This window comes from Kitasatospora sp. NPDC101235, assembly GCF_044767505.1.
Classification (GTDB): domain Bacteria; phylum Actinomycetota; class Actinomycetes; order Streptomycetales; family Streptomycetaceae; genus Kitasatospora.
Window position 1 is genome coordinate 64,659 of sequence record NZ_JBIWNZ010000023.1, and the last position, 22,196, is coordinate 86,854.

Here is a 22,196-nt window from a genome sequence, read left to right on the forward strand (position 1 = left end):
TTTCGTCCGGCTTTGAACGGAGCAGGGAATCCGGGGAGCGACGAGCGCCACCCCTACGCCCTCAGCGGTCCCGGTGAGCACCGAACCCACGAACTGCTGTGCGGGGCACACGCGAAGCGACACGTGAACCGCTATCAGGCCCGGCCGGCCGTGGACTCCCGGACCTTCAGCGCCCAGTCGTGCCACCGCACGGCTCCGGGCTCGGCCGATCCTGCCAGCAGATCGCTGAGCAGGGCCGCGCACGCGCGCCCGTACTCCGACGGGCGCAGGTCGACCGCGGTGACCCGGGGGCCTGAGCCGCGCGCTGCCGCTCCGTCGACGCAGGCCGCCACCAGGAGGTCCGCCCCGACCTGCCGGCCCGCCCGTGCCGCGGCCGCCAGCACGCCGGGAACCGCACCGTCGGGGGCGCACACCACCGCGTCCGCACCCGAGGCCCCGCCGATCAGGTCGGCCGTGGCCGCCTCGGCCTCGACCGGCGTTGCCGCGAACGGCACCGTCCGCACGGCCACCTCGACGCCCTCGCGTCGGCTCCAGGCACCAGCGGCCGCCCGGAGTGCGGCGGCCCAGTCGGAGCCGGGGCCGGGAACGAGCAGGGCCGGTCGCCGGGCGCCGCGCTCCGCGAGGTGGTCCAGCAGTGCGACCAGCGAGGCGGCGTTGTCGCACACCACGGCACCGCTCGGTGCGACGCCCCCGCCGAGGTAGCGTTCGCCCGTGACCACCGGGACGCCCGCGCCCAGCAGGTCAGGGACCTCCGGGTCGTCGACCTCCGGGTCGATCACCAGCAGACCGTCCACCCGGGCTGCGAGCCCGCCGCCGGCCGCCGTGCCGGGTGCGAGCAGGACGAGGTCCAGCCCGTCCTCCCTGGCCCGCTCGACCGCGCCGAACGCCAGGTTCATGTAGTAGTCGAGGCGGGTCGCCGTACGCGGCAGGTGCAGTCCGATCGCGCCGGTGCCGGCACGGCGCAGGCTGCGCGCCGCGGTGTTCGGCCGGTAGCCGAGTTCCCGGGCCACGTCCTGGACATGCTCGCGGGTGGTCTCGGAGACCCGGCCGGAGCCGCCGAGCGCGTTGGAGGCGGTGCTCTTGGACACCCCGGCCGCCCGGGCCACGTCGATCAGGGTCACGGAGCGGCTGGTCACAGCCCGGAAGTCTAGACGCAGCCCCGCCTCGCTCTGCCCCTCCGGTTCGCGCTCTCTTGCTGGAACGTTCCAGCAATGCTTACGATGCGCCTGCTGGAACGTTCCAGCAACGGCTGCCGACCTGACCCGGCCAGTGCGACGGGAAGGGTGGCCGCCGTGTACGAGCGATCGGTCCGGCGCCCGGCAGTTCGCCCTGTCCGACCCGACCACCTGGGAGACACCCGCATGACGCGCGGATTCGATGTTGTGGAGACCGGTATCGCCGACCTTCGCGCGGCGCTGGAGAGGGGCGAGACCACCGCAGTCGGGCTGCTCGACGCCTACCTCGCACGGATCGACGCCTACGACAGGCCCGGCACCGCCACCGCGCTCAACGCGATGGTCGTGATGAACCCGGACGCCCGCACCGAGGCCGAGGCCTCCGACGCGCGCCGCGCGCGCGGCGAGACGCTCGGCCCACTGGACGGCATCCCCTACACCGCGAAGGACAGCTACCTCGCGAAGGGGCTCACCGCCGCCGCCGGTTCGCCGGCGTTCGAGCACCTCGTCGCCCAGCGCGACGCCTTCGCCATCGAGCGGCTGCGCGCGGGCGGGGCCGTCCTCATCGGCCTCACCAACATGCCTCCGATGGCGAACGGCGGCATGCAGCGCGGCGTGTACGGCCGCGCGGAGAGCCCGTACAGCGCCGACTGGCTCACCAGCGCCTACGGCTCCGGCTCGTCCAACGGCTCGGGCACCGCGACGGCGGCGTCCTTCGGCGCATTCGGCCTCGGCGAGGAGACCTGGTCCTCGGGCCGGGCGCCCGCCTCCAACAACGCCCTGTGCGCCTACACCCCCAGCCGCGGCGTGATCTCGGTGCGCGGCAACTGGCCGCTCGTGCCGACCATGGACGTCGTGGTCCCGCACACCCGAACCATGGCCGACCTGCTCGAACTGCTCGACGTCGTCGTGGCCGACGATCCGGACACCCGCGGCGACCTGTGGCGCGCGCAGCCGTGGGTGCCGCTGCCCGCCGCCTCCCAGGTCCGTCCCACCTCGTACCCGGCACTCGCGCCCGCCGACGCGGCGGCGGCACGCGCCACGCTCGCCGGCAAGCGCGTCGGCGTACCCAGGATGTACATCAACGCCGACCCCGACGCCGGAACGAACCCCGAGGGCGGCATCGGCGGCCAGACCGGGCAGCGCGTCGACACCCGCCCCTCGGTGATCGCCCTGTGGGAGGCCGCGCGCCGCGACCTGGAGGCGGCCGGCGCCGAGGTGGTCGAGGTCGACTTCCCCGTCGTGTCGAACTACGAGGCCGACCGGCCCGGCGCGCCCTCCCTGCACGCCCGGGGGCTGGTCAGCCGCGATTTCCTCACCGTCGAGATCGAGGACCTGTCCGCCTGGGCGTGGGACGACTTCCTGCGCGCGAACGGCGACCCCGAGCTCACCACCCTGTCCGAGGTCGACGGCGACCGCATCTGGCCCACGCAGCAGGGTGAACTCCCCGGCCGCTACGCCGGGTTCGACGACTCGATCAACGACTACCCGCGCTTCGTGCGCGAGCGCCCGTACGCGTCCTTCACCGACATGCCGCACCTCGAACAGGGGCTGCGTGGGCTCGAAGAGACCCGCCGGATCGACCTGGAGGACTGGATGGGCGAACTCGGCCTGGACGCCGTGGTCTTTCCCACGGCCGCCGACGTCGCCCCGGCCGACATGGACGTCAACGAAGCCTCCGCCGACCTCGGCTGGCGCAACGGCGTCTGGGTCGCCAACGGCAACCTGGTGCCCCGCCACCTCGGCATCCCGACGGTGACCGTACCCATGGGCACCATGGCGGACACCGGCATGCCCGTCGGGCTGACCTTCGCGGGCCGCGCCTACGACGACAACGCCCTGCTGACTCTCGCCGCGGCCTTCGAGGCGACAGGCAGCCGGCGGACGGTGCCACCCCGCACGCCGCGGCTCTCGGCGGAGTGACAACGGCGGCGCGCGGCACCGCCCTCCGTGGTGCCGCGCGCGCTGCCGTTGACTGGGGTGGGCGACCGGTGCCACCCGTACGTCCCACTTCTCCTCGATGCGGCCGAACTTCCACACGCGAGCGCGACGACCCAGGTCGCGAAGAACAGGCCGCACAGCTGGTGCTGTCCTCCGGGATGCCCACCTGTCGGGTCGGAGTGCGGAAGCTGCATGTCGGCGTCCGGGAGCACGGTGTCTCGATCCACGGACGGGCAAGGGCCGCGACGGCGGCTTCACTTGCCGGCACCCCACGCTCGTCAGGGGGAAGGCGACGATCCGGCTCCGGCCCCAGGACGCGGCGGGCATCTCTGTTGACGAGCTGCGGGGTCTCGTCCGCGGTGCGCCGGAAGCTTGAACGAACCCGTCCCCGGGTCGGCCCCGGCCCGCGCTCTCAGGTGCGGTACCGGGACCAGAGCCGGCCGTGTTCAGTTCGGGACGGGGCTTGCGGCCGGGCGGTGGTCCGTGAGCGACGCTGCGTCGGAGCGCCCGAGTGTGAGGAGGGTGTCGGCGTGGGCCGTCACCAGGGGCAGGTCGTGGCTGACGAGGACGACGGCGAGGCCCTGGTCGGCCCGTAGGCTTCGCAGGAGTTCCATGATGTCGTCGGCGGTGTCGGCGTCGAGGGCGGAGGTGACCTCGTCGCAGAGCAGGACGTCGGGTTCGGCGGCCAGGGCCCGGGCGATGGAGACGCGCTGACGCTGCCCGCCGGAGAGTTCGTGGGGGTGGCGCTCGGCGTGACCGGGTGTGAGGCCGACAGCGGTGAGCAGTTCGGCGACGCGGGCGCCGCACCGGTCGGCGGGTCGTGCGAAGTGCAGTTTCAGCGGGCGTGTGAGGGCGGCGCCGACGGTGTGGGCAGGGTTGAGGGCGCCGAGCGGGTTCTGCGGGACAAGTTGGATGCGGCGGCGCTGGTCGCGGGTGCGCCGCCGGTAGGAGGGGGCCAGGGGTTCGCCGCCGAGGCTGATACTTCCGGCTTCGGGTCGGTGGAGGCCGGCCAGGGTGCGTAGCAGTGTGCTCTTGCCGCACCCCGATGGGCCGGTGATCCCGGTCAGCGTGCCGGGCTGCAGCGCGAGGTCGAGGCCGGCGAGGACCTGGTGGCGCGTCCGGCCGGTGCCGACCCGGGCGTCGAGTGCCTTCACCTCGATGACAGGCTCCGGCCCGGCGGAAGCCCGAATCGGTGCGGGCGCCGTCGGCGTTGCGGGCGTGCTCGGGGTCGTGACCGGACGAGCCGGCCACAGCGCGAGGACGCCGTCGGCGCAGCGGGCGACGAAGTCGCAGTCGTGGCTGGTGAGGGCGATGGCGGGGCCGTCGCAGTCGGCGATGTCGCGCAGCAGGTCGGCGATGTCGTCGCGCAGGGCTGCGTCGAGGCCGGCGGTGGGTTCGTCGAGGAGGAGGATCGCGGGGCGGCGGGCGAGGGCACGGGCGAGGGCGACGCGCCGCTGCTGTCCGCCGGAGAGGCTCGCGGTTCGGCGGTGTTCGAGTCCTTCGTCGACCGGTAGCCGGACGGCGCGCAGCAGGTCCGGTACCGGGGTTCGGCGGCGCTGCGGGGAGGTCTCGCTGATGAGCCGGTCGACGCGCATGCGGGGGTTGAGTCCGGAGCCCGGGTCCTGGCCGACGAAGGCGAGTTTGTGCCGGCGCAGCCGGCGCAGTTCCTCGGCCGGGAGGGCGAGGATGTCGTGGCCGAGGACGGTGAGGCTTCCCGCGGTTACGCGTGCGCCGGGCGGGAGGGCGCCGACGAGGGCGCGCAGCAGGGTGGTCTTGCCGGCGCCGGAGGGCCCGGTGATGGCGGTGATGCGGCCGGGTGCGAGGGTGAGCGTGGCGTCGGTGAGCAGCGGGGCCTCTCCGAGGGTGACGGACAGACCGGCGGCACGGGCGGCGGGGTCGGTGGTGCTCACAGCGGGGTCTCCGGGGTGGGCCGGGCGGGGGCGAGGGCTTCGGCGGCGAGGTTGACGCTGATGGCGAGCAGGCCGATGGCGAGGCAGGGGGCGCCGACGGCCCAGGGGTTGAGGGTGATGCCGGCGGCGTTCTCGCGGATCATCAGCGCCCAGTCGGCTTCCGGGGGTTGGGGGCCGAGTTGGAGGAAGGCGGCGACGGAGACGATGTAGACGCCTTCGACGAAGCGCAGGCCGAACAGGGCGAGGACGGTAAAGCGCAGGTTGGGCAGGACCTCGTGGACGGTGAGGTGCCAGAGGGTGTCGCCGCCCGCGGCCGCGGCTTCGACGAAGCCGGTGGTGGCGATGGGGGCGGCCGCGGCGGCGACGATCCGCACTGCGTAGGGGATGCCGAGGACGATGGCGGCGGCCGCGACGGCGAGGCGGCCGCCCCCGGGCCAGGCCAGGGCGATGAGCATGATGGCGAGGACGGACGGCAGCAGGATCGTCAGGTCCGCGGCGCGTTCGATCCATCGGCCGAGGGCCGGACGCAGAACCGCGAGGATGCCGACGGCAGTGGCCGCCGCGGTGACGACCAGGGCGATGGCCAGGGCGGTGGCGATCAACGGTGCGCCGCCGGTCAGCAGGCGGCTGAGGACATCGCGGCCGAGCTGGTCGCCGCCGAGCGGTGCGTCGCCGCCCGCTTCGGCGTAGGGGAAGGTGACCGGGGTGTCGATCGGGTGCGGGGCGAGGAGCGGCCCGGCGAGTGCGAGGGCGACGAGGGCGAGTGCGGGGACAGCGCGGATGAACACCCGTCGCTTCCGTCGGGTGGTGGGCGAGGGGGCCGCTGTCGGGGCGTCGGCGGTCATCGTCGCTCTTCTCCGAGGGTGGTGGTGCGGACGAGGTCGGCGAGCAGCAGGATCAGGCTGATGGCGGCGCCGGCCGCGGCCACGACTCCGGCGACCAGCGGGGTGTCGCGGTCGGTGATCGCTCCGGCCAGGATGGCGCCGATGCCGGGGTAGTTGAAGAGGGTCTCGACGACGACGGTGCCGCCGAGGAGCATGCCGGCGGAGGTGGCGATGCCGACGGCGATGGCGGGCAGGGCGCCGGGGAGCATGTGGTGGCTGAGGATGCGGCGGCGGGGCAGGCCGTCGAGGACGGCGGCCTGGACGTGCGGCAGGGCGGCCTGGTCGGCGAGTGCTCCGCGCACGATGCGGGTGTTCCAGCCGATCTGGGGGACCGCCAGGGAGAGCAGTGGCAGGACGATCATGGTCCACGACTCGGGTCTGCCGTCCGGGCCGGTGAGGGTGACGGCGGGCAGCCAGCCGGTCCACTGGGACAGCAGCAGGAGCAGGGCGACGGAGACGACGAACTCCGGGAGGGCGAACGCGGCGGTGGACAGGGCGTCGACGGCGCGGTCGACGCGCCCGCTGGGGCGCAGCGCGGCCCAGCCGCCGAGGGCGAGGGCGCCGACGGTGCTCAGTGCGAGGGCGAGGCCGCCGAGCAGGAGGGTGTTGGGGAAGGGGCCGGCCAGGACGTCGGTGACGTGCCGTCCGCGTGCGGTGGTGCCGAGGTCACCGGTGGGCAGGCCGGTCATCCAGTCCCAGAAGCGCTCGGCCACCGGGCGGTCGAGGCCCATGGCGGTGCGTCGGGCGGCGAGGTCGGCGGCGGTGACGCCCCGGTCGGAGCTCGCGCCGGCGGCGTCGCCGGGCAGGAGCTCGACGGCCGTGAAGACGGCAGCCAGCAGGACGACCAGCATCACGAGTCGCCGGACGGCCTGCCGGGCGACCCGGCCCGCACCGGGCAGGATGCGGGCCGGGAGGCTGCGCGGCGCGCGGGCACCGGCCGGTTGGAACGTGGTCAACGCGCCAGCCAGGTCTTCTCGAGCTGGACGCGGCCGTAGCCGGGGAGCTTGGGCAGGTCGCGGACGGCCGCGCCGGCGAGGTCGATGCCGTCGGCCATGCCCCACAGCAGGTAGCCGGACTTGGCGAACTCGATCTCCTGGAGCTGGTGCAGCAGCTTGTCGCGCTCGGCGGCGTCGGCGGTGCCCATGGCCTTGCGGTAGGCCTCGTCGAAGCTCGGCTCGTTCCAGCCGGACTCGTTCTGGCCGGCGTCCGAGAGCATCGTCTTGGAGGCGAAGAAGACCACCGAGTCGTTGGTGCCCCAGTACGTGGTGTAGAGCGTGCCCTTGAGCCAGGTGGAGTCCCAGAACACCTTGGAGTCCTGCTTCACGACGTTGATCTTCACCCCGGCCTCGCGGAGCTGGGTGGCGAACAGCGTCGCGGACTCTGCCAGGCCGGCGATGTCCTCGGTGGTGATCAGGTCGTAGGTCTTCGAGGTGTCGAAGCCGGCGTCGGCGAGCAGTTGCCTGGCCTTGGCCAGGTCCCGGGTGCGCTGCGGGATGTCCTTGGCGAAGGCGGGGTCGCCGGTGCCGAGGATGTCGTTGCCGACGCTTCCGTAGCCGGAGAGGGCCTGCTTGACCATGGCGTCGCGGTCGACGGCGAGCTTGAGGGCCTCGCGCACCCGTACGTCGGCGAACGGGCCGTCGGCGGTGCGCATGACGACGGGCATCGCCATGTCGTTGGGGCGCCGGACGATCTGGACGTCCTTGCGGGCCTCCGCGGTACGGGCGGCGACGGCGCCGGCGTTGGACGCGACGTCGATCTGCCCGGCGAGCAGGGCGTTGGCCATGGCCTGGGGGCTCTCGAAGAGGCGCACCTCGACGGCGTCCAACAGGACCTTGCCGCCGTACCAGTTGTCGTTGCGCACCAGGCGGGCGTTGCCGTCGCGGTACCAGTCGAGCTTGAAGGGGCCGGTGCCGGGCGCACCCGCGATGGCGTCGTCCTTGGTGTCCTTCTTGAGGACGAAGGTGGTCAGGCGGGTCAGTAGCGGCAGGTCGGCGTTGGCGTAGTCGGAGACCAGGACGACGGTCTTGGCGTCCTCGGCCGTGATGCCCTCGGGCTGGATGCCGGGCAGGCGGCTCTTGCCGGCCGGGGTGTTGCGCAGGCGCTTGAGCGACCAGACGACGTCGTCGGCGGTGACCGGGGTGCCGTCGTGGAAGGTGGCGCCGTCGGCCAGGGTGAAGCGCCAGGTCTTCAGGTCGTCGGACGGCTTCCAGGAGGCGGCCAGGCGGGGAGCGGTGTTGGTCTTGTCCCCGGGTATCGCGAGCGTGTCGTAGATCAGGCTGATGATGAGGTAGTCGCTCTCATTGGCCTGGGTGCCGTGCGGGTCTCGGGTGACGGCGGAGGCCTTGCCGAGGGCACCGACCTTCAACGTCCCTCCGGGGTGGGGCTGTTGCCCGGTTGCGCCGGAGGGTGCGGCCTCATCGGCGCCACCCTTGCCGCCACCGCAGGCGGCGAGCATGCCGATCGCTCCGGCTCCGGCTCCGGCCCACAGCAGCTGTCGTCTGGTGACGCCCACGTTCGATCCTCGTCTCGAGTCCGTACTCAATTTGCTTAGGGTTACCTACCCTAAATTCGAGACACGTCGCAAGCCGCCCGGCGGGGCGCACCCAACTTCCGGCCATGCGCCCTCACCATCCAACTTGCGCCAAGGGCAGGGAAGTTACCCCTATGCGGCCCGTGCACCACCATCCGAATCCGCGACTACGCAAATATGGACATCCAGTCAGGTAAGGCTTGCCTAACTTCTAAGTCATTGTTACGTTTCCTGTCGTCCGGCCGTTCGAGCCGACCCGGACCGATGCCCCACGCGCAGCTCCCGTCGCCGTCCCACACCGGCGCGGTGATGCCACGTGCCCGCACCCAGTGCTCCTTCTCCTCTCCTGTCCCCGGAAGGTCCCGCCGTGCCCACCTGCCCTGCCCCGGTACGCCGTCTCGACGCCGCTGCCGTCGCGGAACTCACCACCACCGCCGCCAAGCTGCTGGCCTTCCACGGCTCCGCGACCAGCCCCGCCCTGCTGGCCGACCTGCCCGTGATGTGCGCCCAGCTCAGCGAGCCGCTGCGCCACCGGCTGCGTCCGGTCGACACCGCCGACGGCCTGTTCGTGCTGCGCGGCCTTGAGATCGACGACACCGACCTCGGCCCCACGCCCGGCCACTGGTCGACCGTCGGTGACGCCGGCGCGCTCTGGGACGTGGTGCTGCTGCTCGTCTCCACGCTGATGGGCACCCCGATCGCGTGGGACGGCCAGCAGGACGGCAGGTTCGTGCACAACATCGTGCCCTCGCCCGGTCACGAGAGCGAGCAGACCGGCGCCTCCAGCTCCGTCCTGCTCGCCCCGCACACCGAGGACGCCTTCCACCCGGGCCGCGCGCACCTGTTGCTGCTGTGCTGCATGCGCAACCGCGACGCCATCGCCACCACCGCGGCCAGCGTGCGCCTCGCCGACCTGTCCGACGCCGATGTCGAGCAGCTGAAGCGGCCCGTCGCGCCGATCCTGCCCGACGACGCCTACGAGCAGGCCCGGGAGTTCGGCGGCCGGCCCGCGCCGGTGCCCACCCTGTTCGAGACGCCCGAAGGTCTGACGATGCGCTACGACCCTGCCTACACCCCGCTGGAGGAAGCCGACGAGGCGTGGCGCGACGCATACGGGCGCCTCGGTGAGGAACTCGCCCGAGTCTCGGTCGCGGTGAGCCTGGAGCCGGGAGACGTCCTGATCGTCGACAACGACCTCGTCGTCCACGGCCGCGTACCGTTCCAGGCCCGCTACGACGGCACCGACCGCTGGCTCAAGCGTGCCTCCGTCCGCGTCGAGCACCGCCCCACCCGCCCGGCCGCCGAGAACGGCGAACACGGCTACGGCCAGGCCGCCCTCACCGCCTGGGCCGCCTGAACCACCACTGCCGCCGCCTCACCACCTCGAAAGGGCACCCTCATGGACCGGGACGACACCACCCTGCGCGTACTGTCCACCAGCGACCTCGCCGGCCTGGACATCACCCTCACCGACGTCGTCGACACCGTCGAACAGGCCTACCGCACCCTCGCCGCCGGGCAGTCCGAAAACCCGCGCAAACTCACCGTCAAGCCCGCCGACGGCCACTCCGTCTCCTACGCCATGCTCGGCCGCGACGGCGTGCGCAACGTCGTCGCCATCAAGACCTCCTACAAGCACGGCCTCGACGAGAGCCGCGAGAACCAGCACTACTACACGACGCTGACCATCTACGACGACGTCACCGGCCTGCCCGTCGCCATGATGGACTGCTCCCGCATCGGCTCCCTGCGCACCCCGGCCGTCTCCGCCCTGCTGGCCCGCGAGTGCGCCGCCCCCGACGCGTCGACCGCGCTCGTCATCGGCACCGGCACCCAGGGCCGCCTCGCCCTGCCGTTCCTGCTCACCACCTTGCCCGAGCTGGAGCGCCTCCTGCTGTCCGGCACCCACCCCGCAGGCATCGCCGCGGTCCGAACCGAACTCGCCCGGCACTTCCCCGACCGGGAGATCGAACTGGTCACCGATCTCAAGGCCGCCGCCCGCGACGCCGACGTCATCGTCGCCACCGCCGGCGGACACACCCCGGCCGCCGTCGAGGCCGACTGGCTCAAGCCAGGTGCGGTGGCGATCCTCGTCGGCCACGGCCTCGCTCCCTCCACCCTCCACCGGGCGGACCGGGTGATCGCCACCAGCGAGGCCCAGATGCGCGTCACCGGCACCGACATGGCCGACGCGGACGGCAACTTCCCGGCCGTCGACCTGGAGCTGCCCGTCATCATCTCCGGCGTCTCCAGGGCCCGAACCGCCCCCGAGCAGCGGATCTTCGCCTACAACAGCGGACTCGTCGTCACCGACATCGCGCTGGGTCACCGCTTCGCCCAGCTCGCCGCCGACCAGAACCTCGGCACCGAGGTGGCCCTGTGGCGCTGACCCTGCCCGCCCACTGCGACCCGCTCACCGACCGGATCCACGGCAGCGGCCTGCTCCACGAACTCGCCCACGGCCTCCGGGGCCCCTTCCACTACCTGCTGCCCGAGCGGTTCGACGCCAATCTCGCCGCCTTCCGCGCCGCCTTGGCCGACGCCGAGGTGGAAGGCCGGGTCTACTACGCGAAGAAGGCCAACAAGGCCTCCGTGTTCGTTGAGCGCTGCGCCGCAGTCGGCGCCGGAGTCGACGTCGCCTCGCTCGGCGAACTGCGCGACGCGCTCGGCCACGGCGTGCGCGGCGAGGACCTCGTCGTCACCGGCCCCGCCAAGTCCGAGCAACTGCTGCGCGTCGCCGCCCGGCAGGGCGCACTGATCGCCGTCGACGCCCTCGACGAACTGGAGCGCCTGCTCGGCCTCGGCGGCGACCGCCCCGTCCGGGTCCTGCTGCGCCGCTACCCACCGGCCCAGCCGCGCAGCAGGTTCGGCCTGAACGACGCACAGCTGCACGAGGCGTTGGAGCGCTGCGTCGCCGCCGGGGACACCGTACGGATGGAGGGCCTCAGCTTCCACCTCTCCGGCTACGCGATCCAGCCGCGCGCCGACCTCGCCGGAGAGCTCGTCGAGCTCTGCCTCAAAGCCCGGTCGTCGGGCCTGCGAGCGGACCGGATCAGCATCGGCGGTGGCTTCCCCGTCGACTACGTCGCCGCCGACGCCTGGGATGCCTTCCTCACCGAACAGGGGCCCGGGCACTACCACGGCGAGAAGTCCTTCGCCGCAGGCGACTTCTACCCGTACCACTCCCCCGTCGCCGGCGCGCACGCGCTTCGGGCGATCCTCTCCGCCAGCCCCGGCGGTACCGGTCCGAACCTTGCCGAGCGGCTGCGGCAGGCCGGCGTGATGCTCCTGCTGGAGCCCGGCCGCGCCCTGCTGGACCGCGCCGGCTCGTCGGTGTTCCCCGTCCAGGGCGTCAAGGACCGCTCCGGGTACGGGATCATCACCGTGGACGGCACCAGCCTCAGCCTGTCCGAGCAGTGGTTCAACAGCGAGTACCTGCCCGACCCGCTCCTGCTCCGCGACCGCACCGGCGGCACCGACCACACCGACCGCCCGTACCCGGCGTGCGTCGGCGGGACCTCCTGCCTGGACTCCGACCTGCTGACCTGGCGCAAGATCTCCTTCCCCGCCCGGCCCCGCGTCGGCGACCTGCTCGTCTACCCCAACACCGCCGGCTACCAGATGGACTCCAACGAGTCCCCCTTCCACGAGCTCCCGCTGCCGCCGAAGGTCGTCATCGACCACCACGGCGACCGCCCGCGCTGGCACCTCGACCGCTGACCCCCGCCCCGCCGTCCCCACGGAGCCCCACCATGACCGACGCCCTGAACCGCCCCCCGGTGGTCAGCCGGATGTCCGACCTCATCGGCTGCACCCCGCTGTTCGAACTCGCCCGCGCCGGCAACGGCGCCCGGCTCCTCCTCAAGCTGGAGATGTTCAACCCCACCGGTAGTGCCAAGATCCGCATGGCCCGTCAGATGGTCCTCGACGCCGAGGAGCGCGGCGACCTGCGCGAGGGCGGTCACATCATCGAGTCCACCTCCGGCAACACCGGCCTGGGCCTGGCCGTGGTCGCCGCCGAACGCGGCTACCGCTTCACCGCCGTCGTCGACCACCACGCCGCCGCCGACAAACTGCGCGGCATGAAGGCGATGGGCACCGAACTCGTCTACGTCGACGCCGACACCGACGGCGAGGAACTCCACACCGCGGCCCGCGAGGAACTCGCCGAGGAGATGGCCCGCGGCAAGGACAACACCTTCTTCACCGAGCAGCACAACAACCCCAGCAACGCGGTCGGCTACTACGCCGTCGGCCGCGAGATCGCCCAGGCCCTCGACAACCGGGTCGACGTGCTGATCGGCGCGGTCGGCACCGGCGGCGGACTGTGCGGGACCGCCCGCGAGCTCAGGAAGTCCGTGCCCGACGTCGCCGTCGTGGGCGTCGAGCCGAAGGGTTCGATCGCCTTCGGGCCGCCCGCCCACGACTACCACCAGTCCGGCACCGGCACCCCGGAGGGAGCCACCATCGGGCTGCTGGTCGACTACGACCTCATCGACGAGGGAGTGAAGGTCGGCGACATCGAGGCCTTCGCAACCGCCCGCGTCGTCGCCCGCCGCACCGGCCTGCTCATCGGCGGCTCCGCCGGGGGCGTCGTCCACGAGGCCCTGAACCGCCTGCAGACCCTGGCGCCGGATGCCGTTATGGTCGCCTTCATCAACGACGGTGGCGAGAAGTACATGGACACCGTCTTCAACGATGACTGGATGAACGCCCGCGCACTGCTCGACGAGGCCGTGGAGGCCGACATCGACGAGACGCTCACCAAAGTCCGCAGGCCCTGACTTCCGAGAAACGTGACACCCACGATGCAGCAGCTAGCCACTCTCGCCCGCGACAGCCGCGCCCTCGCCGCCCTCGCCGTCCCGCTCGCCCTCACCCAGCTCGCCCAGGTCGCCCTCACCACCACCGACACCATCATGATGGGCGTCCTCGGGACCGAGGCCCTGGCGGCCGGCGGCCTCGCGCTGGTCATCTTCAACCAGCTGCGGACCATGGGCGTCGGGCTCGTCACCTCCGTCGGAAACCAGGTCGCGGCAGCCGCGGCCCGCGCCGAACGGGCCCAGGGCTCCAAGGACGAGAACACGGGCGACGACGACGTACGAGGCCTGGTGCGGGCGGCAATGGCGGCCGCCACGCTCGCCGGCCTCGCCGGCGCCGTCCTGATGGTCCTCATCGGCCAGGCCGCGACCTGGCTCGGTCAGGACGCCGCCGTCGCCCACCGCGCTCAGGGCATGCTCGCCGCGCTGGCGCCGGGCCTGCTGCCCTGCCTCTGGTTCCAGGCGATCCGTCAGTTCACCGTCGGCATGCGCCGCCCCCAGGCGCTGCTGCAGATCACCATCGCCTCCGTCGCCGTCAACGCCGGGCTCAACTGGATGTTCATCCACGGCACCTGGGGCCTGCCGAAGCTCGGACTCACCGGCATCGGCGTCGCCACCAGCAGCGTCCACCTGCTCTCCTTCCTCGCCCTCTACGGCTCCGCCCGCCGCGACCCGCAGCTGGCGCCGCTGCTGAGCCTGGACTTCTGGCGCGCCGACGCGGCCACCGTACGCCGCCTGCTCGGCCTCGGTGCCCCGATCGCCGCCACCTACGGCTCCGAGGCCGGATTCTTCTCCGTCACCGCACTGCTCGCCGGCAGCTTCGGCGCCGCCGCGCTCGCCGCCCACACCGCTGTCAATCAGCTGATCTACATCGTTTTCCAGGTCGCTGTCGGCCTCTCGCACGCGGCGTCCATCAACGTCAGCCGGGAGCTCGCCCTCGGCGAGTACGCCGCCGCCCGCCGGATCAAGAACACCGCCCTCGCCTGCGGCGCCGTCGCCACCACCCTCGTCGGCATTGCCTACCTCGTCGTCCCCGACCTCGTCCTGCGGCCCTACTTCGACCCCGGCTCGGCGGCCGACCAGCAGGGACTGGAGATCGCCACCGGCCTGCTGGCCGTCGTCGCCGTCCTCCAGTTCTTCGACTGCGCCCAGAACATCGGCGTCGGCCTGCTGCGCGGCCTCGACGACACCAGGAGCGGCTTCCGCATCACCCTCATCGGCTACTGGCTCGTCGGCCTGCCCGCGGCCTGGCTGCTCGCCTACCCCCTCGGCGGCGAGACCCGAGGCCTCTGGCTCGGCCTGCTCATCGGTCTCGCCACCACCGCCGTCCTCCTCCTGCGGCGCTACGGCCTCGCCCTCACCGCCAAGGCCGCCACCACTCCCGAAGCGGCCGTCGCCGGCTGATCCGGCTCCCCCGGGGACCGGGCCCGGCGCGCCGACGACGCCGCATCCCTACTGCACCTGACCCTCCGACACTTCCCCAAGGTGGTCTGGACCGAGGTCGCCCTCGGCATCGCCGTCCTCGTGGTTCTGCCGTTCATCGCGGGCTCGGCCCGTACCGAGGCAGGCAATCCGAAGCCCGTGTTCTCCGGCAGCATCCTGACCACCGGGGCCGTCCTGACCGCAGCTCTCGCACTCTCCCTCTACGCCACCGCCAAGGCTTCCGATGCGCTCGCCCGGCGCGAGGTGCCGTCCGCCGGCTGACCGTGCCGCCCGGTACGCCTCTCCGGCGGGTATGCGGGGGTCACCGTGGCCGGCCGCCGAGCACGGTTCCACGCGGATCGGTGCCGTAGGCCGGTCGGACCAAGCCCGTCTCGTAGGCGGCGATCACCAGTTGGGCGGTCGGCAACCCCGCTACAGGGCGTGGTCACCGTGACGAGGAGGGGCGGACAAGCGCGCCTCCTCCAGTTCGGTCACAAGCTGCTCGACCCGCCGGTTGGGCGTATTCCCCCACCCGTAGCCCGCCAGCATCGGCAGCTGGTCGATCTTGCCCGAGGCCAGGAGCAGCTCCGGAACGTCGGAGGAGAAGAGTGTTCCCGAGACGACGGCGGGCCGCACCTCCTGGATCTCGGACCAGGTGTAGGAGCGTGAGTTGAGCAGCCCGGAGTACTTCACGCCGGCGTCCCCGAAGGAGACGCCGAACATCGGGGCACGGACCGTCAGCACCAGGCCCGGAACACCGCCAAGGACGATGGGGATGAGGTCGTCGACCCTGGTGGCATCGGCCGCTACAGCGACAGCGATCAGCAAACACACGAGCCCGATCAGGAGGTAGGCGAGCGCCCAGGGATTACGCCTCTTGCGCATTTTCCATTCCACGTGTCTGGTGCGTCGGGGCGCCGCCCGGGATACGGGCAACGCCCCGACAGGTTGGTTCAGTGGATCGGAGTCCACCGTTGGGTCAACCTGGAAGCTGAACGGCTTGAAGACGAAATTCAGCACCGCTGGAACGATGGCAGCCACCGTGTGCCCGACGAACACCGGTACCGGATGCGTCATCTCACCCGTGATCTCTCGCTTCTGGAGAATCCAGCTTCGCAGACTGAGGAGAGAGGGGCCCCGCCGGGTCTCCCTCCAACACGGCCAACCACCGAGTGCGGCGCGGTCGACCGGCCGACCGGCCGACCGCACGAGTCCGGCGCGCACGCGGCCGAGTTGCTCGGCCTCCCCGCCCACATGCACATCCCCGCCGTGATGCCCGCAATGCGCGTTCGGACCTGCGGCAGCGGCTCCGGATGGCCAAGAAGCAGGCCGGTCACGGCTGCCGGTGTGCACAGCGTCTCCGACATCAGGGGCGCGGTGCACGCCGGTCGGCCTCAGCGGACGTCGACGGTGAACTGGCGTTTGGTCTGATCCGGCCCGCCGGAGAATGCCATCCCCTCGTGGTCGCGGGATGCGACGTGCACGGTGATGGTGGTGCGGCCGGGGTTCCGGGCGCGGAAGGTGAAGTAGTAGTGGCCGCCGGTGCCGAGCGAGCCCGTGGCGCCGGACCAGGTCTCTGAGGCCGAAGTTGTCGACGTACTCGTCTCCGGTGGCCTGCACGACGGTCGGATCGGGGCCTGGAGTGGCCATGGTCCAGTTGTCGCCCGCTTCCCGGTAGGCGAACACCTCGATCGAGAAGAGCTCGCCGGGCTTGACCGCCAGGTCGCCCGAGGCCTGGGTGAACACCGTGCCGTGGTCGAGTCTGCCGGTGGTCATCCGGTGGATCGCCACCGCGCCCACGGTGACCGCGACGGCCAGCACCGCGGTCACCACCAGCAGGATCCGGCGCCACTTCACGAGCTCCCCTCCCGGTGAGTGACTCGCAGCGCCAGGACGGCGGCGACCGCGTCGAGCCAGCGGGCGACCAGCAGGTTGGGCGGCGGATGGGAAGTTCTGCACCGAGGCCGCGCTCGACGCGAGCCTGCCCGCGGCCCACGGCGAACAGGTGCGTCGCAAGTTGCAGCGCCTCGGTGCCCGCCACAGCGAGCGCGTCCTCGCCGCAGCGGCGGTGGCCCGACAGTCGAGGCCCTCCCGCGGATCCGCTCCGTCGCCCGGACGAGCCTCGGCCCCTCCATGTCGGTCCGCCAGCTGTTGCACCCCGCGATCCAGAGGCAGGCCGTGTGCGGCGGCGGTCATACCGGTTCCGGGATTGAGGGGCTACCAGGGCCCTCGGCACCGTCAGGCCAGGGTTGGAGGGCCGGGTCGACGCCCGGTGCGGCCTCGTTCCGGTCCTGAGCGTGGCCGGAACGATGTCGACCATGATCAAAATCGCCAGAAGGGCCCCTGGCGGCCTATCGGCCGGCCAGTCAGCCCTTCACACCAACCACGTACCGAAAGGCGCTAGAAGGGGGCTTTCTGTAGGGCAATTTTCCGGCATGGACATGCAATCCGTAGGGTCCGGCCTGCCCCGAGGCGCGGCAGCGGCCTCCTGGGCGCCGCCCCCCCTGACCGCTGCCACCCAAACTCGAAGCCTGACAAACGGTCCAACGCACCGTCAGAACGACGACTCCTCGCTTCGCCCCTCGTCGCCGCCGGCGGCAGCCTTCTTGCTCTCCTCCCAGTCCGTCCAGAATCGCCGCTCTTCCTCCCGCTGGGCGGCCACATCGGGAAGGACGTCAATGGCCCCGGCGAAGCGCGCCTGCCGAAACAGCAGTCCGGCCAGGTCGGTCGCGGCCCGCATGCCGGGCAGCGGGCGCAGGCGGGCGATGGACTCCCCCACCTGCCTGTCCTGGGCGAGCAGCCAGGCGATGGCTACGGCCCGGGGAACTGTTCCTGGACGATGACGCGCTCTCCCTCGCCGGTGGGTTCCTCGAAGTTGGCGAAGTAGCGTTCCAGGAGTTCATCGGAGACGGTGACGCTGTTCGCGTCGTTCCGCTGGTTGCGGCTGGCCAGTCGGCGTCGCAGGGTTTCAAGATCGGTCTTGAGATGGATCAGTTCCCATCGGCATCCGTGGGTCTCGATCGCAGCCTTGTAGCGGTCCCGGGTGGCCCGGCTCCAGAAGCTGTAGTCGATGACGACAGGCAGCTTCGCCTCCATCAAGCGGATCAGCTCTCCCCACAGCTCCTGCTCGATGGCGGACTTGAGCCGCTCGTACTCTGCCGGGTCGAGGTCGGCCGCGTCGCGACCGATGCGCGCCCACACCACCTCGTCGATCGACAGCCTGGTGTAGCCGCGGCCCTCAAGGGCCTTCGCGTAGGTGCTCTTGCCGGAGCCGGACAGGCCGCACATCATCACGACGACGCCGCGTTCCGTCCCGTCCAGATGCGGCAGGAGATCCACTTCTTCCATGCAGGTGAAGCTAACGGACAGGCGGGCGGTCGCGCTCGGGGTTTCCTCAGCGCCCACCTGCCTGGTCCTCGACTTCAAGGGCTCGCTGTGCGAGCGGCGCGGCGGGGGCCGGCGCCGCGTTGCCGGGGCCGGCGCCACGCTGCCGGGGCCGCGTTGCCGGGGCCGGCCCCTCGCGCAAGCCGGTGTGTGGACCGGCTCCCGGTCGCGTTGGTACACCTGCGGTTGGGGCTGCCGCACGCGGCACTCGCCCAGTTGTACGGGGTCGACCGTTCCACCGTCGTCTCATCGGTACTGGCGTCACGCTGGTCCGGCAGGCCCGCGGTGTAAACGCCGTTTACACCCGAGGCCCCTTCCGACGAGCGGCCCTCAAAGGACTGGACCGTAGCCGGCGTGTAAACGCCGTTTACACCGTCCTCGGCACCGTCGCCCCCGCTGGTAGGCATCGAGGCACGGTCCGTCCTCTCCCCCACCGGACGGTCCGCGCGCTTGCCCGCTCGCGCCGCCTTCGCCGCCAGCTTGTCGGCTGCCGCCTTCTTCGCGGACTCGGCCCGATCGAGCTGCTCAGCCGGGGTGATCTTCCCCGACCGCGCCTCGGCACCGATCCTGCGCGCATCCTCAATGGCCAGCTCCCCGGCCCCCGCCTGCCGCGTCGCCTACCTGCCCGGTCTGACGATGTGCCGGATCGCTGACCTCTACCCCGGCGAGGCCAAGACCGATGCCCGCGACGCCTTCGTCATGGCGGACGCCGACCGCGCCATGGCGCACACCCTGCGCGGGATCGAGCTCACCGACGAGACCGTGGCCGAGCTGGAGATGATCGTCGGCTTCGACGACGACCTCGCGGGCGAGGCCACCAGGATCGCCAACCGGCTACACGGACTGCTCACCCAGATCCACCCGCACATGGAGCGAGTGCTGGGGCCCAGGATCGACCACCCGACGGTGCTGGCCCTGCTGGAGCGGTTCGGCTCACCGGCCACCCTGCGCAAGGCCGGACGCCATCGCCTGCTCGGCATCGGCGACGCGAGCGCGTTCCCGACCGCCGCCCACCTGGCCTCCTACGCCGGCCTCGCCTCCGCGACCCGCAGTTTCGGATCCTCCATACGCGGAGCGCTACCCTTCCGCCGAGGCAACAAGCAGCTGAAACGGGCGTTCTTCCTAGCCGCGTTCGCCTCGCTCAACGACCTGGCCTCCCGCGCCTACTACGACAAGAAGATCGGCCAGGGAAAACGCCACACCCAAGCGCTCCTCTGCCTGGCCAGACGCAGGGGCGGCGTCCTGTTCGCCATGCTCCGTGACGGCACCTTCTACGAACCCCGAAGCGTCACGACCACCCCGTGACGCTCAGCTCTCTGGCCGCAGGCGCTGACGGGCCGCTGCGAGCTGATGGTCGTAGTCGAACGCGAAGAGCCCTGGAAGTGCTCTGTCCAGCGTTCCGGCGATCTTATGGATCGGCACCCACACGGCCGGATCGTCCACCGTCCGGCTGAGATCCGTCATCTGCAGGCGCTCCAGCCAGTGGGACAGAACAAACGCCTCATCGCTCGTGAGCCTGATCGTCACGTCTTCGTCTGCCACGCACACCCCAGATTCCGATCCCAGTCAGAGAGCAACATCCGAACCTACCCGTCCCACTTGACCAAGCACATGGGGGCACCCCCGGGAAACAAGACGGCCCGACACCTTCAGGTGCCGGGCCGCCGGTGGGGGCTCTCTTGCTGATCAGCTGCCAGCCGTAGGCTCCGGCGCGTACTCGTCCAGTCGGTCCAGCACCGTGGTGGCGACGACCCTGAGCTCGTCGGGCTGGAGAAAGCGGCAGAGCCAGGTCGCCACTCCTTCGAGGTCACGCCAGTCGGGAACGCCGGTTCCACCTGACGCGATCTGTTGGGCCTTCTGCGGCAGGCCCGTAGAGGGCAGCTCCGCAGAAGACGCAGTTCGGCCGTTCTCATCGGTACTGGCGTCACGCTGGTCCGGCAGGCCCGCGGTGTAAACGCCGTTTACACCCGAGGCCCCTTCCGACGAGCGGCCCTCAAAGGACTGGACCGTAGCCGGCGTGTAAACGCCGTTTACACCGTCCTCGGCACCGTCGCCCCCGCTGGTAGGCATCGAGGCACGGTCCGTCCTCTCCCCCACCGGACGGTCCGCGCGCTTGCCCGCTCGCGCCGCCTTCGCCGCCAGCTTGTCGGCTGCCGCCTTCTTCGCGGACTCGGCCCGATCGAGCTGCTCAGCCGGGGTGATCTTCCCCGACCGCGCCTCGGCACCGATCCTGCGCGCATCCTCAATGGCCAGCTCCCCGGCCCCCGCCTGCTCCTGAAGCTCGGGGGCCAGGTGCAGCAGCGCCAACCGCTGTCCCACCCACGCACGGGACTTGCCCAGTGCCCGCGCCACGGCGGCCTGGTTGCCGTCGTAGACCGAGTCCAGCAGCTGCTCGATCGCCTGCGCTTCCTCGAACGGCGACACGTCCTCGCGGTGGGCGTTTGCGATCAGAGCCGCCTCGACCATGTCCGAAGCGCGGGAGACCAGATCGTCGTTGAGGTCCACACGCAGGGTCTTGAGCCCCGCCTTCTGCGCGGCCCTCAGACGCCGGTTGCCGTCGAGCGCAACGAAGTCCGCCTCACCGATCACCTCCGCCTGGTCCGGATGTGCGTCGAGGAACGCGGCACGGCTCACCACGGTGACCGGAACGATCTGCTGGCGAGCCAGACTCTCGGCGAGCTCGTCGATCGACTCGCTGTCGATGGTCTTCCGCGGGTTGAGCGGGTTGAAGACGATCGAGGACACGGGCGCCGACGACGCACGCCGCACCCGACCCGTGGCGTCCAGTGCCTCGCTTCGCGCCCGTACCTCGTCTCCGCGAGCCGCGCCCTGGGCCAACGCCCCGAACGACCCCCCGCCAGCTTGCAGCTTCTTGGCGATGCTCACGCGAGCCTCCGTCGGATCTCGCGCATGCGCTGCGCCTGGATGGATGTGGGGGCGTACATGAGCAGCGGCTGCTTGACGTGGACGGCCTCGCGCTGCTCCTTGAGGTCGGGGACGACGGAGACGACAGGCGGTGTGCCCAGCGACTGCCAGTTCTGGAGGGAGTGGGTGGCGACGTAGCCCTTGCGCTTGTCGAACTTGTTGACGACGAGTCCGAGCCGATCGATGTCGACCTCGTAGTCGAGGCTGACGGTGCGGATCTGGCTGTCGAGCATGGCGTAGGCGTCTGCGGAGGAGTCCTCCGCCTCGACCGGGATGAGGACGCCGGAGGTGCCGGGCGCCTCGTTCTTGCGGCGGTGCCCGTAGTAGAGGCCGGCGTCCATTGCCAGACCGAGGTTCGGGGGGGCGTCGATCACGATGACGTCGAAGTGCTCCTCGAGTGGGGCGAGGGCACGCTGGAGGCTGGTCTCGCGGGGCCCGCGGACGGACCCGAGCCGGGAGTCGAGCAGGAACGCGTCGAAGCTCGAGGGGAGCAGGCTGAGTCGTCCTTCGAAGTGGTCCGGCTCGATCTCCACGACCTGGTCGAGCAGCGAGCCCGCCACGCGGTCCCGGTCGACCATGTGGGTCACCAGGCTCTCCGAACCCGGGGCGATCTGCTTGACGCCGAGCTGGGAGGTCAGGTGGCCCTGCGGGTCGTAGTCGACGAGCAGGGTGCGCAGCCCTGGCAGCGCGGGAAGCTTCGAAGCGCCCGTGCTGCCGGGCAGACCCAGCGCTATGGCCTGGCCTGTCCCGGCGGCGATCGTGGTTTTGCCGACGCCGCCCTTCTGGTTGCAGACGACGATCCGCCGCGTGTACCTGGGGATCGTCAGCTCGGCGAGGGAGACGTTGTGGGAGTCGATCCACGCCCGGATGGCCTGGGCAAGGCCTTGCACGAAGGAGATGCCGCGGCCGGCGCAGTCCTTCTTGAACGCGTCGTACAGGCCGGTAGGGAGCCATGTGTTCCAGCTCTCGGCCCCGGACGTGTCGATGGTCGGGTTGCTGTCCGCCGGCCGGGCACGCCACTGCTCGACGGCCTGAGCGACGGCATCCTGCATGTCGATGCCGAGCTGCGCGGCCCGGGTCTTGAGTTCCTGGCGGAGGGCTACAGGAAGCTTCGACGCAACCTTTTCCCGCTCTCCTTCGGAGTTTTGAGACGTCATGACGTCACCATAGTGGCGCCGGGCCGGTTTAGGCACATCACGCGGCCC

General features: G+C 71.5%; 19 protein-coding genes. 8 read left to right on the plus strand and 11 right to left on the minus strand.

Annotated features, from left to right (window positions below; genetic code table 11):
* Positions 1–134 precede the first annotated feature (134 nt).
* A complete protein-coding gene (locus ACIRRH_RS31020) occupies positions 135–1,136 on the minus strand; it encodes a LacI family DNA-binding transcriptional regulator (RefSeq protein WP_403073993.1) in 1,002 nt (333 codons plus the stop codon).
* A 225-nt stretch (positions 1,137–1,361) separates the two neighbouring features.
* Between ACIRRH_RS31020 and ACIRRH_RS31025 the strand changes: the two genes are divergently transcribed.
* On the plus strand, positions 1,362–3,098 hold the full coding sequence (locus ACIRRH_RS31025; RefSeq protein WP_403073995.1) for an amidase: 1,737 nt from the start codon (positions 1,362–1,364) through the stop codon (positions 3,096–3,098).
* A 464-nt stretch (positions 3,099–3,562) separates the two neighbouring features.
* On the opposite strand, the gene ACIRRH_RS31030 is transcribed toward ACIRRH_RS31025, so the two are convergent.
* From ACIRRH_RS31030 to ACIRRH_RS31045, 4 genes are read right to left on the minus strand one after another with little or no spacing between them, the layout of a single operon-like run.
* Positions 3,563–5,026 (minus strand): ABC transporter ATP-binding protein, encoded by a 1,464-nt coding sequence (locus ACIRRH_RS31030; RefSeq protein ID WP_403073997.1) that lies wholly within the window; start codon positions 5,024–5,026, stop codon positions 3,563–3,565.
* Positions 5,023–5,871, minus strand: coding sequence for an ABC transporter permease subunit (locus tag ACIRRH_RS31035; RefSeq protein ID WP_403073999.1), 849 nt, complete (start codon positions 5,869–5,871; stop codon positions 5,023–5,025). Before ACIRRH_RS31035 ends, ACIRRH_RS31030 begins: the two co-directional genes overlap by 4 nt.
* Positions 5,868–6,866 (minus strand): ABC transporter permease, encoded by a 999-nt coding sequence (locus ACIRRH_RS31040; protein WP_403074000.1) that lies wholly within the window; start codon positions 6,864–6,866, stop codon positions 5,868–5,870. The genes ACIRRH_RS31035 and ACIRRH_RS31040 overlap by 4 nt, the downstream gene beginning before the upstream one ends.
* Complete coding sequence (locus ACIRRH_RS31045) at positions 6,863–8,422, minus strand: ABC transporter substrate-binding protein (protein ID WP_403074002.1); 1,560 nt, start codon at positions 8,420–8,422, stop codon at positions 6,863–6,865. The genes ACIRRH_RS31040 and ACIRRH_RS31045 overlap by 4 nt, the downstream gene beginning before the upstream one ends.
* Before the next feature lie 385 nt (positions 8,423–8,807).
* On the opposite strand from ACIRRH_RS31045, the gene ACIRRH_RS31050 reads away from it, so the two are divergent.
* The 6 genes from ACIRRH_RS31050 (at position 8,808) to ACIRRH_RS31075 (ending at position 14,964) form a co-directional block, all read left to right on the plus strand.
* Positions 8,808–9,797: a TauD/TfdA family dioxygenase gene (locus ACIRRH_RS31050; protein ID WP_403074003.1), complete on the plus strand. Its 990-nt coding sequence runs from the start codon at positions 8,808–8,810 to the stop codon at positions 9,795–9,797.
* 42 nt (positions 9,798–9,839) lie between these two features.
* On the plus strand, positions 9,840–10,829 hold the full coding sequence (locus tag ACIRRH_RS31055; protein ID WP_403074005.1) for an ornithine cyclodeaminase family protein: 990 nt from the start codon (positions 9,840–9,842) through the stop codon (positions 10,827–10,829).
* Positions 10,820–12,160: a Y4yA family PLP-dependent enzyme gene (locus tag ACIRRH_RS31060; protein ID WP_403074007.1), complete on the plus strand. Its 1,341-nt coding sequence runs from the start codon at positions 10,820–10,822 to the stop codon at positions 12,158–12,160. Before ACIRRH_RS31055 ends, ACIRRH_RS31060 begins: the two co-directional genes overlap by 10 nt.
* A 32-nt stretch (positions 12,161–12,192) precedes the next feature.
* On the plus strand, positions 12,193–13,224 hold the full coding sequence (locus ACIRRH_RS31065; protein WP_403074009.1) for a cysteine synthase family protein: 1,032 nt from the start codon (positions 12,193–12,195) through the stop codon (positions 13,222–13,224).
* A 24-nt stretch (positions 13,225–13,248) separates the two neighbouring features.
* The gene (locus ACIRRH_RS31070; protein ID WP_403074011.1) at positions 13,249–14,664 is read left to right on the plus strand and encodes an MATE family efflux transporter; all 1,416 of its coding nucleotides are present in this window, start codon (positions 13,249–13,251) and stop codon (positions 14,662–14,664) included.
* A gap of 81 nt (positions 14,665–14,745) precedes the next feature.
* The gene (locus ACIRRH_RS31075; RefSeq protein ID WP_403074012.1) at positions 14,746–14,964 is read left to right on the plus strand and encodes a hypothetical protein; all 219 of its coding nucleotides are present in this window, start codon (positions 14,746–14,748) and stop codon (positions 14,962–14,964) included.
* 150 nt (positions 14,965–15,114) lie between these two features.
* Here the strand turns inward: ACIRRH_RS31075 and ACIRRH_RS31080 are convergent, their stop codons facing one another.
* The 3 genes from ACIRRH_RS31080 to ACIRRH_RS31090 all read right to left on the minus strand — a co-directional run bounded on the left by ACIRRH_RS31080 (position 15,115) and on the right by ACIRRH_RS31090 (position 18,087).
* Positions 15,115–16,539 carry a hypothetical protein gene (locus tag ACIRRH_RS31080; protein ID WP_403074014.1) on the minus strand — a complete coding sequence of 475 codons (1,425 nt, stop codon included), beginning with the start codon at positions 16,537–16,539 and terminating at the stop codon, positions 15,115–15,117.
* A gap of 697 nt (positions 16,540–17,236) precedes the next feature.
* On the minus strand, positions 17,237–17,461 hold the full coding sequence (locus ACIRRH_RS31085; protein ID WP_403074016.1) for a hypothetical protein: 225 nt from the start codon (positions 17,459–17,461) through the stop codon (positions 17,237–17,239).
* Positions 17,462–17,493: 32 nt separating this feature from the next.
* Positions 17,494–18,087 (minus strand): AAA family ATPase, encoded by a 594-nt coding sequence (locus tag ACIRRH_RS31090; protein WP_403074018.1) that lies wholly within the window; start codon positions 18,085–18,087, stop codon positions 17,494–17,496.
* A gap of 375 nt (positions 18,088–18,462) precedes the next feature.
* On the opposite strand from ACIRRH_RS31090, the gene ACIRRH_RS31095 reads away from it, so the two are divergent.
* Positions 18,463–19,371: a transposase gene (locus ACIRRH_RS31095; protein WP_403074118.1), complete on the plus strand. Its 909-nt coding sequence runs from the start codon at positions 18,463–18,465 to the stop codon at positions 19,369–19,371.
* 3 nt (positions 19,372–19,374) lie between these two features.
* Here the strand turns inward: ACIRRH_RS31095 and ACIRRH_RS31100 are convergent, their stop codons facing one another.
* The 3 genes from ACIRRH_RS31100 to ACIRRH_RS31110 all read right to left on the minus strand — a co-directional run bounded on the left by ACIRRH_RS31100 (position 19,375) and on the right by ACIRRH_RS31110 (position 22,148).
* Complete coding sequence (locus ACIRRH_RS31100) at positions 19,375–19,608, minus strand: hypothetical protein (RefSeq protein WP_403074020.1); 234 nt, start codon at positions 19,606–19,608, stop codon at positions 19,375–19,377.
* A gap of 144 nt (positions 19,609–19,752) precedes the next feature.
* The gene (locus ACIRRH_RS31105; protein ID WP_403074021.1) at positions 19,753–20,952 is read right to left on the minus strand and encodes a ParB/RepB/Spo0J family partition protein; all 1,200 of its coding nucleotides are present in this window, start codon (positions 20,950–20,952) and stop codon (positions 19,753–19,755) included.
* The gene (locus ACIRRH_RS31110) at positions 20,949–22,148 is read right to left on the minus strand and encodes a ParA family protein (RefSeq protein ID WP_403074023.1); all 1,200 of its coding nucleotides are present in this window, start codon (positions 22,146–22,148) and stop codon (positions 20,949–20,951) included. The genes ACIRRH_RS31105 and ACIRRH_RS31110 overlap by 4 nt, the downstream gene beginning before the upstream one ends.
* Positions 22,149–22,196 lie beyond the last annotated feature (48 nt).

What these genes read in the sequence shown, in the direction of transcription:
- ACIRRH_RS31070 (WP_403074011.1), top strand. Translation starts at nt 13,249, where the DNA reads ATGCAGCAGCTAGCCACTCTCGCCCGCGACAGCCGCGCCCTCGCCGCC.
- ACIRRH_RS31110 (WP_403074023.1), bottom strand. Translation starts at nt 22,148, where the DNA reads ATGACGTCTCAAAACTCCGAAGGAGAGCGGGAAAAGGTTGCGTCGAAG.
- ACIRRH_RS31035 (WP_403073999.1), bottom strand. Translation starts at nt 5,871, where the DNA reads ATGACCGCCGACGCCCCGACAGCGGCCCCCTCGCCCACCACCCGACGG.
- ACIRRH_RS31025 (WP_403073995.1), top strand. Translation starts at nt 1,362, where the DNA reads ATGACGCGCGGATTCGATGTTGTGGAGACCGGTATCGCCGACCTTCGC.
- ACIRRH_RS31065 (WP_403074009.1), top strand. Translation starts at nt 12,193, where the DNA reads ATGACCGACGCCCTGAACCGCCCCCCGGTGGTCAGCCGGATGTCCGAC.
- ACIRRH_RS31055 (WP_403074005.1), top strand. Translation starts at nt 9,840, where the DNA reads ATGGACCGGGACGACACCACCCTGCGCGTACTGTCCACCAGCGACCTC.